Genomic DNA, 16,896 nt, shown 5'->3' on the forward strand with positions numbered 1-16,896 from the left:
GTCACGTTTGCCCGCAGGTGTCCGGTGTGACCGGTCTGCGCTGCTGTACGTCCTCCTGAAGTGGCGGGACCGGCAGTCGTTCTCCTCAGCCGTTCACGCGGCCCAACTGTTACAAGGGCAATTGCCTTACAGGATTATTCATGAGCACCGAAGGAATTATCGAATCCGCAGCCGAACATGAACCCCAGGCGCTGACCCAGGAAATCACCGCCTTGGTCGAACCGACCATCGAAGTGGTGCCGGCACACGAGCCACATCACCCGGTCGCTCCGGCCATCGTGATTCCCAACCTGGATGACAGCAGCCTCTACATTCATCGCGAACTGTCCCAACTGCAGTTCAACATCCGCGTGCTGGAACAGGCGCTGGATGAGTCCTATCCGCTGCTTGAGCGGCTCAAGTTCCTGCTGATCTTCTCCAGCAACCTGGACGAGTTCTTCGAAATCCGTGTCGCCGGTCTCAAAAAGCAGATTACCTTCGCCCGCGAACAGGCCGGTGCCGACGGCCTGCAACCGCATCAGGCGCTGGCGCGTATCAGTGAGCTGGTGCACGGCCATGTCGATCGCCAGTACGCCATCCTCAACGACATCCTGCTGCCGGAACTTGAAAAGCATCAGGTGCGCTTCATTCGCCGACGTAACTGGACCGCCAAGCTCAAGGCCTGGGTCCGTCGCTACTTCCGCGACGAAATCGCGCCGATCATCACGCCGATTGGTCTGGACCCGACGCACCCGTTCCCACTGCTGGTCAACAAGTCGCTTAACTTCATCGTCGAGCTGGAAGGCATCGACGCCTTCGGTCGTGATTCGGGCCTGGCGATCATTCCTGCGCCGCGGCTGCTGCCGCGTATTATCAAGGTGCCGGAAGACGTCGGTGGCCCAGGCGACAACTACGTATTCCTGTCGTCGATGATTCACGCGCACGCCGATGACCTGTTCCAGGGCATGAAGGTCAAGGGCTGCTATCAGTTCCGGCTGACCCGTAACGCCGATCTGGCGCTGGATTCCGAGGATGTGGAAGACCTGGCCCGAGCGCTGCGTGGGGAGCTGTTCTCCCGTCGTTACGGCGATGCGGTGCGTCTGGAGGTCGCAGATACCTGCCCCAAACATCTCTCCGACTATTTGCTCAAGCAGTTCAACCTGAGCGAGACCGAGCTGTACCAGGTCAACGGGCCGGTGAACCTGACGCGGCTGTTCAGCATTACCGGGCTGGACAGTCATCCGGAGCTGCAATACGCGCCGTTCACCCCGGCCATCCCGAAGCTTTTGCAGAACAGTGAAAACATCTTCAACGTGATCAGCAAGCAGGACATTCTGCTGCTGCACCCGTTCGAGTCGTTCACCCCTGTCGTCGATTTGCTGCGTCAGGCGGCGAAAGACCCGCATGTTCTGGCGGTGCGCCAGACGCTGTATCGCAGCGGTGCGAATTCGGAAATCGTCGATGCGCTGGTGGATGCAGCGCGCAATGGCAAGGAAGTGACAGCGGTCATCGAACTGCGCGCACGGTTCGATGAAGAGTCCAACCTGCAACTGGCCAGCCGTCTGCAAGCGGCGGGTGCGGTGGTGATCTACGGTGTCGTCGGCTTCAAGACTCACGCCAAAATGATGCTCATCCTGCGTCGCGAAGCGGGCGAGATCGTGCGTTACGCGCATCTGGGCACCGGTAACTACCATGCAGGCAACGCGCGTCTGTACACCGACTACAGCCTCCTGACTTCAGACGATGCCTTGTGCGAAGACGTTGGCAAGCTGTTCAGCCAGTTGATCGGCATGGGCAAGACGCTGCGCATGAAGAAGCTGTTGCATGCGCCGTTCACCCTGAAGAAAGGCATGCTCGACATGATCGCCCGCGAGACTCAATTCGCGGCCGAGGGCAAACCTGCGCACATCATCGCCAAGTTCAACTCGCTGACCGATCCGAAGATCATCCGCGCGCTGTACAAGGCCAGCCAGACGGGCGTTAAGATCGATCTCGTGGTGCGTGGCATGTGCTGTCTGCGCCCGGGCGTTGCGGGTGTGTCGCACAATATTCAGGTGCGCTCGATCATCGGCCGCTTCCTGGAGCACACGCGGGTCTTCTACTTCCTCAATGGCGGTGACGAGCAGATGTTTCTGTCCAGTGCCGACTGGATGGAACGCAACCTCGACAAGCGCGTCGAGACTTGCTTCCCGGTGGAAGGCAAGAAGCTGATTCTGCGAGTGAAGAAGGAACTGGAAGGGTATCTGACCGACAACACTCACAGCTGGCTGTTGCAGCCGGACGGGCGCTACGTTCGCAGCACGCCGACCGGCAACCAGAACGCCCGCAATGTGCAGGCGGCGCTGTTGGAAAAGCTCAGCAATCCGGTCCTCAGCGTACGCTGAGGACGATCCCGACTCGGGTCAGCCAATCGGCTTCCAGGCCGAAGTCGGCCTGAGTCAGTTGGTTGTTTTCCAGCCAGCCGTCCGGGAACAGGATGTCCAGATGATTGCCATTGGCGGTCAGCACAGGTTGCGGCATCTCTTGGGTGCCGCGAATGTGGTGGAACAGGATCGCGAAGCGCAGCAGCACGCACAGACGAATCAGCTTCACGCCTTCATCGCCGAACTCGGCGAACTTGTCCTTGGGAATATTGCGACGATGGCCGCGCACCAATAGCGCGAGCATCTGTTGGTCTTCCCGCGAGAAGCCGGCCAGATCGGAGTGCTCGATCAGGTAGGCGCCGTGCTTGTGGTAGTGATAGTGGGCGATGTCCAGACCCACTTCATGCACCTTGGCGGCCCAGCTCAACAGCTCTCGGTACAAATCCTCTTCCAGCTCCCAGGCCTTTGCGACCTGCTCCAGCGCTGACAAAGCCTTGCGCTCGACACGAGCGGCCTGTTCCAGATCGACGTGATAACGGTCCATCAGCGAGCTGAGGGTGCGCTCACGCACGTCTTCGTGGTGGTGACGGCCCAGCAGGTCGTAGAGCACGCCTTCACGCAGGGCGCCTTCGCAGTGGTCCATGCGTTGCAGATCCAGAGCGTCGAAAATCGCTTCAAGAATCGCCAGGCCCGCCGGGAATATCGCCCGGCGGTCTGGTTTGAGGCCATCGAAGTCGATCTTGTCGACGTCTCCCAGCTTCATCAGTTTGCGTTTGAGCCATGCCAGGCCTTCTGCGTTGACCTCGCCGTTGCCGTGTCCGCCAGCCTTCAGCGCCAGGCCGATGGCGCGAATGGTGCCGGATGAGCCAATCGCTTCATCCCACTTCAGGCGATGCAGAGCGTGCTCGATGCTCATGATCTCCAGCCGTGCCGCTGTGTAGGCCTGGGCGTAGCGGGCTGGCGTGATCTTGCCGTCCTTGAAATAACGCTGAGTGAAGCTCACACAGCCCATTTGCAGGCTTTCACGCAGCAGTGGCTCGAAACGCTGGCCGATGATGAACTCGGTACTGCCGCCGCCGATGTCGGCGACCAAACGTTTGCCTGGCGTGTCCGCCAACGTGTGGGATACGCCGAGATAAATCAGGCGCGCTTCTTCACGGCCGGAGATGACCTCGACCGGGTGTCCGAGGATTTCTTCGGCGCGATGGATGAATTCGTTGCGATTGCGCGCTTCGCGCAGGGCATTGGTGCCGACGATCCGCACGGCGCCGGGTGGCATACCGTTGATCAGTTGGGCAAATCTCTTGAGGCAATCGAGCCCGCGTTGCATGGATTCTTCGCTGAGCTTGCGCTCGTCGTCGATTCCGGCGGCCAGCTGCACTTTCTCGCCGAGTCGCTCAAGGATGCGGATTTCGCCTTGATTGGCTTTGGCAACAACCATGTGAAAGCTGTTGGAGCCCAGGTCGATCGCGGCAATCAGCGAGAGGTTTTTGGCTGTGGATGGCGGCATGGTCAAAGGTCTCGGTCGATAACCCCGACATCGTGCCACGATCCATCCCTGCCGCCAAACAACAGATCTTCCGCCCTCGCTCTGGCACGCCGCCGGTTTGCGCTAAACATCGCGCTGTGTGGGAGCGAGCTTGCTCGCGCATGCAAGCTTGCGCCCTCAGCAGATATTGTGGATGTACCTGCCTTCCTTCCCACGGAACCACGCCACCCGATCAGGCGTGCTCCACCGATCCAATAAAATTTGCCAGCTCAGGCGTCTTCGGGTTGGCCATCAATTCCTTGGGATCGCCCACCTCATGCACCTTGCCCTGGTGCATGAACACCAGCTTGTCGCCGACCTCCCGGGCGAAGCGCATTTCGTGAGTCACCATGATCAACGTCATGCCGTCTTTAGCCAGTTCGCGCACGACGCTCAGCACCTCGTTAACCAGCTCCGGGTCGAGCGCGGAGGTGATTTCATCGCATAACAGCACCTTCGGCGACATCGCCAGCGCACGCGCAATCGCCACGCGTTGTTGCTGTCCGCCGGAGAGGCGATCAGGGAACGCATCGAACTTCTCGCCGAGCCCCACGCGATTGAGCATTTCCTTGGCCAGCTCGCTCGCTTCGGCCTTGGATACCTTCTTCACCACCTGCGGGGCGAGCATCACGTTCTCGCCAACAGTCAGGTGCGGGAACAGGTTGAACTGCTGAAACACCATTCCGACTTTCTGCCGCAGGCTGCGCAAATCGGCACGCGCGGCGTCCAGATACTCGCCATCGACCTCGATCACCCCGTCGTTGATCGACTCCAGCCCGTTGAGCGTGCGCAGCAACGTGCTCTTGCCCGAACCGCTGCGACCGATGATCGCCACGACCTGACCTTCCTCGACGCTCAGGTCGATGCCTTTGAGCACATGATGGTCGCCGTAATATTTGTGCAGGGCGGAAATTCTAAGCAGAGGCATGAAGTCTCCTTTCCAGGTAGCGCGCGCTGAGCGACAACGGGTAGCAAAGCAGGAAGTAGCCCAGGGCGACGAAGCCGTAGACCATGAAAGGCTGGAACGTGGCGTTGGCGAGCATGCCGCCGGTCTTGGTCAGCTCGGTGAAGCCAATAATGGAGGTCACGGCCGTGCCTTTGACCACCTGCACCGAAAAGCCCACAGTCGGCGCGACGGCAATGCGCAACGCTTGCGGCAGGATCACGTAGCGCAGCTGTTCGAAAGGACTGAGCGCAAGGCTGGCCGACGCTTCCCACTGGCCGTTGGAGATCGATTCGACGCAACCGCGCCAGATCTCGGCCAGATAGGCACTGGTAAACAGCGTCAACGCCAGCGCTGCCGCGACCCATGGCGAAATATCCACGCCCAGCAGCGCCACGCCGAAGAACACCAGAAACAGCTGCATCAGCAATGGCGTGCCTTGAAACAGTTCGATATAGCAACGAGCAAGCCTGCGAAGCAGGGCTTTCTCGGAGATGCGCATCGTCATTACCAGCAGGCCGATGACGCCTCCGCCAATGAACGCCACCAGCGACAGTGCCAGCGTCCATTGCAGGCCAGTGAGCAGGTTGCGCACGATGTCCCAGAGAGTGAAATCCATCAGCGGCTCCTCGCGATATAGCGACGACCGACCCATGCCAGCAACTGACGAATCAGCAGTGCCATGCACAGGTAGATCAGCGTGGTGATGATGTAGGTCTCGAACGCACGGAAGTTGCGGGACTGAATGAAGTTCGCCGCAAAGCTCAGCTCCTCGGTGGCGATCTGTGAGCAGACCGCCGAGCCGAGCATCACGATGATGATCTGGCTGCTCAGCGCCGGCCACACCTTACCCAGCGCCGGAATCAGGACCACATGGCGGAAGGTCTCGAAGCGTGTCATGGCCAGCGCTGCCGAGGCCTCCAGTTGCCCGCGAGGAATCGCCTGAATGCCGGCGCGAATGATTTCCGTGGAGTACGCGCCGAGGTTGATCACCATCGCCAGCACCGCCGCCTGCCATTCGGAAATCTGCAGCCCCAATGACGGCAGACCGAAGAAGATGAAGAACAGCTGCACTAGAAACGGAGTGTTGCGTATCAGCTCGACGTAGACCCCGAAGATGGCCGAGAACGGCTGGATCTTCCAGGCTCTGACGATCGCGCCGACGATGCCGACGCTGACGCCGAGCAAGGTGCCGATCGCCGTCAGTTCAAGCGTGAACAGGGCGCCGCGCAGCAACAGGTCAGCGTTTTGCAGGACCGGAATGAAGTCGAACTGATAAGCCATCTAAAAGCCTCGGATCAACGAACGACAATCAAAGGTCGGCTGGCAGCGGCTGCTTGAGCCAGGTCTGCGAGTTCTTCTCCAAAGCGCCGTCTTTCTTCGCTGCTTCGAGGATTTCATTCACCTTCGCCAGCAGCTCAGGCTGCCCCTTGTTCACGCCGACATAGACTGGCGAATCCTTGAGTTTCACTTTCAACGCCGGGATGCGCTTGGGGTTCTTTTCGCTGATCGCGACCATCACTACGTTGCCGCTGGCGATCAGGTCGGTCTGGTTGGCGAGGTAGGCGGCGATGGTCGAGTTGTTGTCTTCGAAACGTTTGATGGTGGCTTCTTTCGGGGCCACGGCAGTCAGTTCGATGTCTTCGATGGCGCCACGGGTGACGCTGATGGTTTTGCCTTTCAGGTCGTCCACGCCGTTGATCGCTGCATCAGGTGGACCGAACACCGCAAGGTAGAAAGGCGCATAGGCGCGGGAGAAATCGATGACTTTCTCGCGGTCCGGGTTCTTGCCCAGGCTGGAAATCACCAGGTCCACCTTTCCAGTGGTCAGGAACGGAATGCGGTTGGTGCTGTTGACAGGAGTCAGCTCCAGTTTGACCTTCAATTGATCTGCGATCAGCTGTGCGGTATCGATGTCCAGGCCCCGTGGCTTCATGTCCGGACCCACTGAGCCGAATGGCGGAAAGTCCTGCGGCACGGCAACTTTCAAGGTGCCGCGTGCGGTCACATCATCCAGGCCGTTGGCGTGGGCAGGGGCCTGGCCGAGCATGAGGCTGGCAAACAGGGCGGCAAGCAGAGCGCTGGAACGCTTGGTCATGTGACGTCTCCGAAATCAGGGCGAGTCGTGGTTAATGGCCTAGCTCCAGTGCACAGCTCATGCCAGCCGTTCGTTCGCAACCACAAAATGCGGGCTGCAAGGCTGGTGCGGTCTAACTGGTCTGAACAGTTGGCACTGCGTTCGCCCTGCTTTGGCGCGCCTCAAAGGCCCGGCGCCCTGTGCTTGGGCGTCACTTGCCGAATCTTCGCGATGGCTATAAAAGAGGGTTTTTCCCACGGTTATTGCGTTTGAGTCGCCATGCACCCGAGCCCGATTGCAGTACCTGAAGCCGCCTTCCAGGCGATCCGCAAACTGATCGCCGAGCAGGGCTATGGCCCCGGCGACAGCCTGCCTTCGCAGCGAGATCTGGCGGTCCGGCTGGGAGTCAGCCGGGCTTCATTACGCGAAGCATTGTCGTCGTTGAGCGCGCTTGGAGTGGTCAGCGTGCAGCCGGGGAAAGGCGTATTCGTCCAAGCGATTTCTGAACCACAACAGAGCACGAGTGGTTTTTCATGGCCTTATGCGGCCCATGCGTCGCCCTCGGAGACTTTTCAGCTGCGCTATGCGCTGGAAGGCTTCGCCGCCGGACTGGCGGCAGTCACCCTGACCGCCGATGAGCGCGATGTGCTGGAAGACAACGTCGAAGCCATGCGCCTGGAATTGAAGGCAGGTGATTTCGAGTGCGCCGCAAAGCTGGATTTCGATTTCCATCGGCGCATTCTGGTCGCCAGTGGTAATCAGGCCATTCTCGGGATCATCACCGCCAGCGCCGACATTTTTCTCGAAAGCCAGAAGCTGCCTTTCATTCGCGCGGGCAGGGCGATGGAAACCTGGCAGGAACATCGCAAGATCCTCCGGGCCCTGGCGCGCAACGCTTCCGGCCCTGCGCAGAAGGCGATGCAGGAGCACATCCGAGGTGCAGCGTTGCGCACCGGCATCGTGTTCGTCGCGCCTTCGGCCTGATCTGTCAAGTTGGGCGAGAGCTGGTGCGGTCCGGAACACGTCACTTCAATAAAGCTAGTCATGCAGGTTCATAGCAAGAGACAATCGCCCGCGCCTTCCTGTCACGGCGTGACACAGTTATGATGGTCCACGTTTTTTTGCCTATGACCTCGGAGACATCTCATGAGTAGCGACCTTATCAAACACGTCAGCGACGCGAGCTTCGAAGCCGATGTCCTGAAGGCTAGCGGTCCTGTGCTGGTTGATTATTGGGCTGAGTGGTGTGGCCCATGCAAAATGATCGCTCCGGTTCTGGACGACATCGCCGGCACCTACGAAGGCAAGCTGACCATTGCCAAACTGAACATTGACGAAAACCAGGAAACCCCGGCCAAGCACGGCGTTCGTGGCATTCCGACCCTGATGTTGTTCAAGGACGGCGAAGTTGCGGCGACCAAGGTCGGCGCTCTGTCCAAGTCCCAGCTGCAAGCGTTTCTCGACGCCAACATCTGATGGCGCTAAAGCCCCGCAAATAGCGGGGCTTTTTTCTGGCGTTGCACTAGACGCTTGGAAAATCAAGTGGTACATTCGGCCCCGCAACGGCTTCTCCGTTGCCCCCTGCTAGCCGTCGCCGACGCTCTCCTTTCGATTTGTACGCGATCCTGTCGCCTTCTCTGCGGCGCGGCCTCATTAAGCCAAAAGCTTAATTTCCCCCTCCATACATGATTACGTCATTCCTATATGAACCTGACTGAACTCAAGCAAAAGCCTATTACCGATCTGCTCGAAATGGCCGAACAGATGGGCATAGAAAATATGGCCCGTTCGCGCAAGCAGGATGTGATCTTCTCCCTGCTGAAGAAGCACGCGAAAAGCGGCGAGGAAATCTCGGGTGATGGCGTGCTGGAGATCCTCCAGGATGGCTTCGGCTTCCTCCGCTCTGCAGACGCCTCTTACCTTGCCGGCCCAGACGACATCTATGTCTCGCCGAGCCAGATCCGCCGCTTCAACCTTCGCACGGGCGACACCATCGTTGGCAAGATTCGCCCGCCGAAGGAAGGCGAGCGGTATTTCGCACTGCTCAAGGTCGACACCATCAACTTCGACCGTCCAGAAAACGCGAAGAACAAGATTCTGTTCGAAAACCTGACGCCGTTGTTCCCGACGGTGCGCATGAAGATGGAAGCCGGCAACGGTTCCACCGAAGACCTCACCGGTCGTGTCATCGACCTGTGTGCCCCGATCGGCAAAGGTCAGCGTGGTCTGATCGTTGCGCCGCCGAAAGCGGGCAAGACCATCATGCTGCAGAACATCGCGTCGAACATCACTCGCAACAACCCTGAAGTCCATCTGATCGTTCTGCTGATCGACGAGCGTCCGGAAGAAGTAACCGAAATGCAGCGCACCGTGCGCGGCGAAGTGGTTGCCTCCACCTTCGACGAGCCGCCAACCCGTCACGTGCAAGTCGCCGAAATGGTGATCGAGAAGGCCAAGCGCCTGGTCGAGCACAAGAAAGACGTGGTCATCCTGCTCGACTCCATCACCCGTCTGGCTCGTGCCTACAACACTGTCATTCCTAGCTCCGGCAAGGTACTGACCGGTGGTGTCGACGCCCACGCACTGGAAAAACCAAAGCGCTTCTTCGGTGCCGCTCGTAACATCGAAGAAGGCGGGTCGCTGACTATCATCGCTACCGCGCTGGTTGAAACCGGCTCGAAGATGGACGAAGTGATCTACGAAGAATTCAAAGGCACCGGCAACATGGAGCTGCCTCTGGATCGCAAGATCGCTGAAAAGCGCGTCTTCCCGGCCATCAACATCAACCGCTCCGGCACGCGCCGCGAAGAGTTGCTGACCGCCGACGACGAGCTGCAGCGCATGTGGATCCTGCGCAAGCTGCTGCATCCCATGGATGAAGTGGCTGCCATCGAGTTCCTGGTCGACAAGCTGAAACAGACCAAGACCAACGATGAGTTCTTCCTGTCGATGAAGCGCAAATAACGCGCTGAACGGCTGTAGAAAGATGGTGTCCCTTTGGGGCACCATTTTTTTGTCTTTTTTTCGAGTAACAGACCGAGACAAGGAGCGTCATGCATACCTTTGGCAACCGTCGGGATATCGACGGCCTGCGGGCTTTGGCCGTTATTCCGGTGGTCCTCTACCACTTCGGCTTCGGTGCCTTCAGCGGCGGCTTCGTCGGCGTCGATGTGTTTTTCGTCATCTCCGGCTACCTGATCACCTCGATCATCTTTCGGGAAATCAGCGCGGGCCGCTTCAGCTTTGTCGATTTCTGGGCCCGCCGTGCCCGTCGCATCCTCCCCGCCCTGAGCGTGCTGATGCTCGCTGTGATGCTGGTGGGCTGGCTCATCATGCCCGCCAACGACTACTCACAGCTCGGTCGTGCGGTGCGTTATCAGGCGATGTTCATCTCCAACATTCTATTCATGCGCCAGGACGGCTATTTCAACCCGGCTTCCGATTTCAAACCGTTGCTGCACACCTGGTCTTTGTCTGTTGAGGAGCAGTACTACATCCTCTTCCCGCTGCTGATGGTGCTGTTGACGCGGTTCATGCGGCAATGGCGCTGGATGTTGTTCGGGTTGTTGATCGTGTCGTTCGCGCTGAACGTCTGGATCATCAAGCGTCAGCCCGATGCAGCGTTTTTCCTGCTGCCGATGCGCGCGTGGGAGTTGTTGTGTGGCGCGATGCTGGCGGTCATTCCTGTCTCGGCTCGCAAACTTTCCTCGTGGACCTATCAAGCTGTCAGTCTGGCTGGCCTTGCGGCGGTGCTGTACGCGATTTTCGGTTTCAACAAATACACGCCGTTCCCCGGCTGGGCCGCGCTGCTGCCGGTGCTGGGAGCTACGGCGATGATCTGGGCAAACGGCCAGGCGCTCACGTTGGTTGGGCGGTTGCTGAGTCTGCGAGTGATGGTCGGTGTCGGCCTGGTTTCCTACTCGTGGTACCTGTGGCACTGGCCGGTTTTTGTCTACGCCAACGCGATTTCCGTCGATGGCATGCAAGGTTGGGAGGCAGTCGGCTGGGTCGTGCTGAGTCTGGCGTTAGCGTGGCTGAGCTGGCGTCTGGTCGAATTGCCGTTCCGTGAGAAGCGCCTGTTGGCGGGGCGCAAACCTGTGCTGGTCTGCGGACTGGCGGCTCTGTTGGTCGTCGGCGTGGCGGGTCAACTGGTGCGTGAGGCCGACGGTGTGCCGGGGCGTTTGTCCGGGCAGGCAATGCAATACGCTCAGGCGCGGGAATGGCAGGAGGGACAAATGGATTGCCTGCTGCAACGGGACAGCCCGGACATGAGCAAAATATGTCGTTTCGGAGGAGGCGAGCAGGCGGCGCCCGTTCAATTAGTGTGGGGTGACAGCCATGCGGCTGCACTGAAACCTGCGATCGAGGCCGACGCCGAGCGCTACGGAGTTCCGGTATGGCTCGCCAGTTTGTCCGGATGTCTGCCCATTCTGGGCCATGAAACCCGTCAGCAGTGCCAGGATTTCAATCAGGCTACGCTGCAATCCATTCGCGAGCACAAGATCCGCGACGTCGTGCTGGCTGCGCGTTGGAGCCTGTATCTGTACGGCGAAGAAGACGGTGATATGCAGCACGTTCTCTATCGTGACGACAGTCGTCCCGTGGCCGAGCAGCAAGTGGCCAAGGACCTGACCGCGATGGTTCACAGTTTAAGGGACGCCGGCGCGCGGGTGTGGATCTTCAAGGAAGTGCCACTGCAACGGCAGGGCACGGTGGCGCGTCTGGCCAGTCTGGCGATGATTGGACGGTCCGCCGAGCGTCTCGGCAGACCCATTGCCGAGCATCTGGCCCGTCAGCAGTTTCTGAATGCGCTGTTCACTCAATTGAGTCAGCAGGATCCCCAGGTACGCGTGCTCGATCCGACGCCGATGATGTGCCCGGGCGGTATATGCCGCGCCGAGTTCGATGGCTACTCGCAATACATGGATGAAAATCATCTCTCGGATAAAGGCGGGGAACGCATGAAGCCCCTGCTTGCACCGATCTTCCTCAGTGAAAACGCCATTCAAGGCGGATGATTGAGCGCTCGACAGCTGCTGTCGGCCGTCAGAGCAGGTAGGATGTGCATCTATTTGTTAAGTGGCCGGGTTAATGAAATTCAAGGATCTACGGGATTTCGTGCAGCAGCTTGAGCAGCGCGGAGAGTTGAAACGCATCCAGGTGCCCATTTCCCCTGTGCTGGAGATGACCGAAGTCTGTGACCGTACCCTGCGCAACAAAGGGCCGGCACTGCTGTTCGAGAACCCGACCGGCTTCGATATTCCGGTACTCGGTAACCTCTTCGGTACGCCTGAGCGTGTGGCGATGGGCATGGGCGCCGAGTCCACCGAAGAGCTGCGCGAAATCGGCAAACTGCTGGCCTTCCTGAAAGAGCCCGAGCCGCCGAAGGGCCTGAAAGACGCCTGGTCGAAGCTGCCGATCTTCAAGAAAGTCATCGCCATGGCGCCGAAAGTCGTCAAGGACGCACCTTGCCAGGAAGTGATCATCGAAGGTGATGACGTCGATCTGGGCATGCTCCCGGTGCAGACCTGCTGGCCAGGCGATGTTGGTCCGCTGATCACCTGGGGGCTGACGGTCACCAAGGGTCCGAACAAGGACCGCCAGAACCTGGGTATCTATCGCCAGCAGGTGATCGGGCGCAACAAGGTCATCATGCGCTGGCTCAGCCATCGCGGGGGCGCGCTGGATTTCAAGGAATGGTGCGACAAGCATCCAGGCCAGCCATTCCCGGTTTCTGTAGCCTTGGGAGCTGACCCTGCCACCATTCTTGGTGCTGTGACACCTGTGCCGGACAGCCTGTCCGAGTACGCTTTCGCGGGTCTGCTGCGCGGCAACCGCACCGAGCTGATCAAATGCCGTGGCAATGATCTGCAAGTGCCGTCGAGCGCCGAGATCGTGCTTGAAGGCGTGATTCATCCGGGCGAAATGGCCGACGAAGGCCCATATGGCGACCACACCGGCTACTACAACGAAGTCGACAGCTTCCCGGTGTTCACCGTCGAGCGCATCACCCATCGCATCAAACCGATCTACCACAGCACCTACACCGGTCGTCCGCCAGATGAACCGGCGATTCTCGGTGTCGCACTGAACGAAGTGTTCGTGCCAATTCTGCAGAAGCAGTTTCCCGAAATTACCGACTTCTACTTGCCGCCGGAAGGTTGCTCGTACCGCATGGCGGTCGTGACCATGAAGAAGCAGTACCCCGGCCACGCCAAGCGCGTGATGTTGGGTGTCTGGTCGTTTTTGCGACAGTTCATGTACACCAAGTTCGTTATCGTCACTGACGACGACATCAATGCCCGGGACTGGAACGACGTCATCTGGGCGATCACCACGCGCATGGACCCCAAGCGCGATACGGTGATGATCGACAACACGCCGATCGACTACCTGGACTTCGCCTCGCCGGTTTCAGGGCTGGGTTCGAAAATGGGCCTCGATGCCACGCACAAATGGCCGGGCGAGACCACTCGTGAATGGGGTCGCGCCATCGTCAAGGACGAAGCCGTCACTCGCCGGATCGACGATATCTGGAATCAGCTGGGAATAGATTGATGCGCGTAACCTTGCAGCCGTCGGGCGCCGTACTTGAAACTTTACCCGGCGAGCGGATCCTCGATGCCGCCCAGCGCCTGGGCTACGAATGCCCGCAAAGCTGTCGCAACGGCAATTGCCACATCTGCTCGGCGCTGTTGGTCGAGGGCAGTGTCGTGCAGAACGGCGAGCTGCAGGGGCACGGTGAAATCTACACCTGCCTGGCGGTGCCGCAAGAAGACTGCGTTGTGCTGTGGGACAGCGTGCTGCCGCTGGGGGAGCTACCCGTGCGCACGTTTGCCTGTCAGGTCACCGAATGCGCCGATGTCGGCGGCGATGTCTGGCGCGTGATGCTCCGGGCGCCGGCAGGCAAACCGCCGCGTTATCACGCCGGCCAGTACTTGATGATCGCCCGGGACGACGGCGAGAAATCGGCCTTCTCCATGGCCTCGGCACCGGAAAGCGGTCGGGATCTGGAGTTCCACGTGCTCGCCCGCGAAACCAGTGCGCAGAACCTGATCAAACAGTTGCAGCGTGAAGGCATGGCCCGTGTCGAGCTGCCCTTTGGTGATACCCACCTCGGTGAGCTTCCCGACGGCCCGCTGGTATTGATCGCAGCAGGAACCGGTATGGGGCAGATGCACAGCCTCATCGAGCACTGCCGCGCCAAGGGTTTTCCCTATCCGGTGCATGTCTACTGGGGCGTGCGTCGCCCGGAAGACTTCTACGAGCTCAAGCATTGGGATGAGTGGAAAACCTTGCCGAATCTCTACCTGCACAAAATCGTCAGCGACCTGTGTGGCTGGGAAGGACGCTGCGGCATGTTGCACGAAGCGGTATGTGAGGACTTCGCCGATCTGAAGTCGATTCAGGTTTACGCCAGTGGCTCGCCGAACATGGTCTATTCCACTCTCGATGCTCTGGTCGTTGCGGGGATGGATTCGCGGCAAATGCGGGCCGATGTGTTCGCCTACGCGCCGCGCTCCTGACGCTACAAGCCTGGCGGGCAACCGACAAGTGGTCATGGCGCTGTAAGCCGCGTCCTGCCGGGCGGCACAGGGCACGGAGTGCTAATTGCATCGCATATCGGGCTCAGGCTGCTTTTCTCGCGTGACGGATCGCGTCATGGTTGAGTCTGATAAGCGAGTAGTCGTGTCTTGAAAGCGCCTGCTGTGCACGACCTGTTTTAAATGTATTGAGCGCTACGCTGACCTTGATCGGGTCGGAAGGAAGCCAGATGGGGAATCAAATCAATAGCTTGGTGGCGGCCGTCCATGATGGTTTGGGACTGGCTTACCCGCCGGTCATCGATCTGGGACCGAAACTGACACGTGAACAACTCCTCGCCTCCATGCACGCCACCATGTCTCGCCACGAAGGTGGACCTGTCTGGCTGTTTGCGTACGGGTCATTGATCTGGCGCCCCGAATGCACTGCCGTAGAGCGCCAGCGCGGTCGGGTGCATGGTTATCACCGTGGCCTCTATCTCTGGTCTCATGAACATCGCGGTACGCCCGAGCAGCCAGGGCTGGTGTTCGGTCTGGATCGGGGCGGCTCCTGCAGCGGGTTCGCCTATCGATTGCCTGACGACAACCTCGACGAATCACTGCTCGCCTTGTGGCAGCGGGAAATGCCGTTTCCGTCGTATCGCCCGCACTGGCTCAGTTGCCGCCTCGAAGACGGCACCAAGGTGCAGGCTCTGGGGTTTGTGCTGGAGCGGCATCTGCCCAGCTACGCCGGGAATCTGCCCGACAGCGTCCTTACCCAGGTCCTGGCCAGCGCTGCCGGCCGTTACGGCACCACACATGAATACGTCGAGCAGACGATCCACGCCCTCCGCCACCATGCGATGCCCGACGTAACGCTTGAAGAGCGGTTCAATCGGTGTCGGCCTGTATTTTTGGCGGTTTGATCCGCTGCATGGCGTTATGCGCGAACACAGCTCAATTGTGGGCGCCAGCAAGCTTGCCCCCTCAGGGGTACGTGTTAAACCTGATATCTCGGTAATCACAAGTCCTGTAGCAGCAGGGCTTGCCGGCGGTGTTGTTCTCATGATCGCTACCGCCGGCAAGCCGTGCTGCTCCAGAGCGAAAGTCACGTCGTTACGCCGTCGCCTCACGCGACTGACTCGCCACCCGCGTATGTCGCAGTGTCGGCACCAGGAACACGATCGACAGCAGGCAGGACGCCACGAGAATCACGAAGCCGCCATCCCAGCCGAAATGGTCCACGGTGTAGCCCATCAGCGCACTGGCCGCGACCGAACCGCCCAGATAACCAAACAGACCGGTAAAGCCTGCGGCAGTGCCGGCGGCCTTTTTCGGTGCCAGTTCCAGAGCCTGCAAACCGACCAGCATCACCGGGCCGTAGATCAGGAACCCGATGGAAATCAGCGCGATCATGTCGACCGTCGGGTTGCCCGGCGGGTTGAGCCAGTACACCAGCGTTGCGACGGTCACCAGCAGCATGAACACGATGCCGGTCAGACCACGGTTGCCGCGGAAGATCTTGTCCGACATCCAGCCGCACAGCAGCGTCCCCGGAATACCCGCCCACTCATAGAAGAAATACGCCCACGAGGTCTTGTCGACGTCGAAATGCTTGGCCTCCTTCAGATAGGTCGGCGCCCAGTCCAGCACGCCATAACGTATGAGATAAACGAAGACGTTCGCCAGCGCGATGTACCAGAGCATTTTATTGCGCAGGACGTATTTGACGAAAATTTCCTTGGCGCTGAATTCCTTTTCGTGGCTCGCGTCGTAACCTTCCGGGTAGTCGTTCTTGTATTCCTCAACCGGCGGCAGGCCCACGGATTGAGGGGTGTCACGCATGGTGATGAACGCAAACAGCGCCACGAACAGGGCAACGGCCGCAGGTACGTAGAACGCCGCGTGCCAGTCGTTGGTCCAACCCAGGCCCAGCAGGAACAGCGGGCCGATCAGGCCGCCGCCGACGTTGTGCGCCACGTTCCACACCGACACCACGCCACCGCGTTCTTTCTGCGACCACCAGTGCACCATCGTCCGTCCGCTTGGCGGCCAGCCCATGCCCTGCGCCCAGCCGTTGATGAACAGCAAGATAAACATGATGGTCACGCTCGACGTCGCCCAAGGCGCGAAACCGAACACGAACATCACCGCCGCCGAAACCAGCAGGCCAAACGGCAGGAAATAGCGCGGGTTGGAACGGTCGGACACCAGCCCCATCAGGAACTTGGACAGCCCGTAGGCAATGGCAATCGCGGAAATCGCCAGGCCCAACTCACCTCGGGTGTAACCCTCGTCAATCAGGTAAGGCATGGCGAGGGAGAAGTTCTTGCGCAGCAGGTAGTACCCCGCGTAGCCGAAGAAAATACCAGCGAAGATCTGCCAGCGAAGGCGGCGGTAGGTGCTGTCGACGCGCTCTTCAGGCAGCGGGGCCTGATGCGCGGCAGGACGGAAAAAGGCAAACATCGAGACACTCCAAGGGT

14 protein-coding genes are annotated in these 16,896 nt (G+C 59.7%); 8 read left to right on the forward strand and 6 right to left on the reverse strand.

The window, feature by feature from the left end:
* The first annotated feature begins 140 nt into the window (after positions 1-140).
* Positions 141-2,363, forward strand: a complete 2,223-nt coding sequence (gene ppk1, locus BWR59_RS06465) for a polyphosphate kinase 1 (RefSeq protein ID WP_081564799.1) — start codon at positions 141-143, stop codon at positions 2,361-2,363.
* On the opposite strand, the gene ppx is transcribed toward ppk1, so the two are convergent.
* The 5 genes from ppx to BWR59_RS06490 form a co-directional block, all read right to left on the reverse strand.
* On the reverse strand, positions 2,350-3,852 hold the full coding sequence (ppx, locus tag BWR59_RS06470; RefSeq protein ID WP_081564800.1) for an exopolyphosphatase: 1,503 nt from the start codon (positions 3,850-3,852) through the stop codon (positions 2,350-2,352). The two genes, ppk1 and ppx, sit on opposite strands and share 14 nt — an antisense overlap.
* 211 nt (positions 3,853-4,063) lie before the next feature.
* The gene (locus BWR59_RS06475; protein WP_081564801.1) at positions 4,064-4,798 is read right to left on the reverse strand and encodes an amino acid ABC transporter ATP-binding protein; all 735 of its coding nucleotides are present in this window, start codon (positions 4,796-4,798) and stop codon (positions 4,064-4,066) included.
* Positions 4,785-5,435 (reverse strand): amino acid ABC transporter permease, encoded by a 651-nt coding sequence (locus tag BWR59_RS06480; protein WP_081564898.1) that lies wholly within the window; start codon positions 5,433-5,435, stop codon positions 4,785-4,787. The genes BWR59_RS06475 and BWR59_RS06480 overlap by 14 nt, the downstream gene beginning before the upstream one ends.
* A complete protein-coding gene (locus BWR59_RS06485; RefSeq protein ID WP_081564802.1) occupies positions 5,432-6,097 on the reverse strand; it encodes an amino acid ABC transporter permease in 666 nt (221 codons plus the stop codon). Before BWR59_RS06485 ends, BWR59_RS06480 begins: the two co-directional genes overlap by 4 nt.
* Positions 6,098-6,125: 28 nt before the next feature.
* Positions 6,126-6,911, reverse strand: a complete 786-nt coding sequence (locus tag BWR59_RS06490) for a transporter substrate-binding domain-containing protein (RefSeq protein WP_081564803.1) — start codon at positions 6,909-6,911, stop codon at positions 6,126-6,128.
* Between the two features lie 258 nt (positions 6,912-7,169).
* Here BWR59_RS06490 and BWR59_RS06495 point away from each other — a divergent pair, with 258 nt between their 5' ends.
* The 7 genes from BWR59_RS06495 (at position 7,170) to BWR59_RS06525 (ending at position 15,339) form a co-directional block, all read left to right on the forward strand.
* The gene (locus tag BWR59_RS06495) at positions 7,170-7,874 is read left to right on the forward strand and encodes a FadR/GntR family transcriptional regulator (protein ID WP_081564804.1); all 705 of its coding nucleotides are present in this window, start codon (positions 7,170-7,172) and stop codon (positions 7,872-7,874) included.
* A 162-nt stretch (positions 7,875-8,036) separates the two neighbouring features.
* A complete protein-coding gene (gene trxA, locus BWR59_RS06500) occupies positions 8,037-8,366 on the forward strand; it encodes a thioredoxin TrxA (RefSeq protein ID WP_081564805.1) in 330 nt (109 codons plus the stop codon).
* A 228-nt stretch (positions 8,367-8,594) separates the two neighbouring features.
* Positions 8,595-9,854: a transcription termination factor Rho gene (rho, locus tag BWR59_RS06505; RefSeq protein WP_027979976.1), complete on the forward strand. Its 1,260-nt coding sequence runs from the start codon at positions 8,595-8,597 to the stop codon at positions 9,852-9,854.
* Positions 9,855-9,943: 89 nt separating this feature from the next.
* Positions 9,944-11,908 (forward strand): acyltransferase family protein, encoded by a 1,965-nt coding sequence (locus tag BWR59_RS06510; protein ID WP_081564806.1) that lies wholly within the window; start codon positions 9,944-9,946, stop codon positions 11,906-11,908.
* A gap of 73 nt (positions 11,909-11,981) precedes the next feature.
* Positions 11,982-13,448: a 4-hydroxy-3-polyprenylbenzoate decarboxylase gene (gene ubiD, locus BWR59_RS06515; protein WP_081564807.1), complete on the forward strand. Its 1,467-nt coding sequence runs from the start codon at positions 11,982-11,984 to the stop codon at positions 13,446-13,448.
* Positions 13,448-14,416, forward strand: coding sequence for a CDP-6-deoxy-delta-3,4-glucoseen reductase (locus BWR59_RS06520; protein ID WP_081564808.1), 969 nt, complete (start codon positions 13,448-13,450; stop codon positions 14,414-14,416). The genes ubiD and BWR59_RS06520 overlap by 1 nt, the downstream gene beginning before the upstream one ends.
* 248 nt (positions 14,417-14,664) lie before the next feature.
* Entirely contained in the window at positions 14,665-15,339 is a 675-nt protein-coding gene (locus tag BWR59_RS06525; protein WP_081564809.1) for a gamma-glutamylcyclotransferase, read from the forward strand.
* A 190-nt stretch (positions 15,340-15,529) separates the two neighbouring features.
* Here BWR59_RS06525 and glpT read toward each other — a convergent pair whose 3' ends face one another.
* Positions 15,530-16,879 (reverse strand): glycerol-3-phosphate transporter, encoded by a 1,350-nt coding sequence (gene glpT, locus BWR59_RS06530; protein ID WP_081564810.1) that lies wholly within the window; start codon positions 16,877-16,879, stop codon positions 15,530-15,532.
* Positions 16,880-16,896: the final 17 nt, after the last annotated feature.

This window comes from Pseudomonas sp. Bc-h (assembly GCF_002080045.1).
Taxonomy (GTDB): Bacteria; Pseudomonadota; Gammaproteobacteria; order Pseudomonadales; family Pseudomonadaceae; genus Aquipseudomonas.

Coding starts and splice junctions, on each gene's coding strand:
- ppk1 (WP_081564799.1), top strand. CDS start 141: ATGAGCACCGAAGGAATTATCGAATCCGCAGCCGAACATGAACCCCAG.
- ppx (WP_081564800.1), bottom strand. CDS start 3,852: ATGCCGCCATCCACAGCCAAAAACCTCTCGCTGATTGCCGCGATCGAC.
- BWR59_RS06475 (WP_081564801.1), bottom strand. CDS start 4,798: ATGCCTCTGCTTAGAATTTCCGCCCTGCACAAATATTACGGCGACCAT.
- BWR59_RS06485 (WP_081564802.1), bottom strand. CDS start 6,097: ATGGCTTATCAGTTCGACTTCATTCCGGTCCTGCAAAACGCTGACCTG.
- BWR59_RS06490 (WP_081564803.1), bottom strand. CDS start 6,911: ATGACCAAGCGTTCCAGCGCTCTGCTTGCCGCCCTGTTTGCCAGCCTC.
- BWR59_RS06495 (WP_081564804.1), top strand. CDS start 7,170: ATGCACCCGAGCCCGATTGCAGTACCTGAAGCCGCCTTCCAGGCGATC.
- trxA (WP_081564805.1), top strand. CDS start 8,037: ATGAGTAGCGACCTTATCAAACACGTCAGCGACGCGAGCTTCGAAGCC.
- rho (WP_027979976.1), top strand. CDS start 8,595: ATGAACCTGACTGAACTCAAGCAAAAGCCTATTACCGATCTGCTCGAA.
- BWR59_RS06510 (WP_081564806.1), top strand. CDS start 9,944: ATGCATACCTTTGGCAACCGTCGGGATATCGACGGCCTGCGGGCTTTG.
- ubiD (WP_081564807.1), top strand. CDS start 11,982: ATGAAATTCAAGGATCTACGGGATTTCGTGCAGCAGCTTGAGCAGCGC.
- BWR59_RS06520 (WP_081564808.1), top strand. CDS start 13,448: ATGCGCGTAACCTTGCAGCCGTCGGGCGCCGTACTTGAAACTTTACCC.
- BWR59_RS06525 (WP_081564809.1), top strand. CDS start 14,665: ATGGGGAATCAAATCAATAGCTTGGTGGCGGCCGTCCATGATGGTTTG.
- glpT (WP_081564810.1), bottom strand. CDS start 16,879: ATGTTTGCCTTTTTCCGTCCTGCCGCGCATCAGGCCCCGCTGCCTGAA.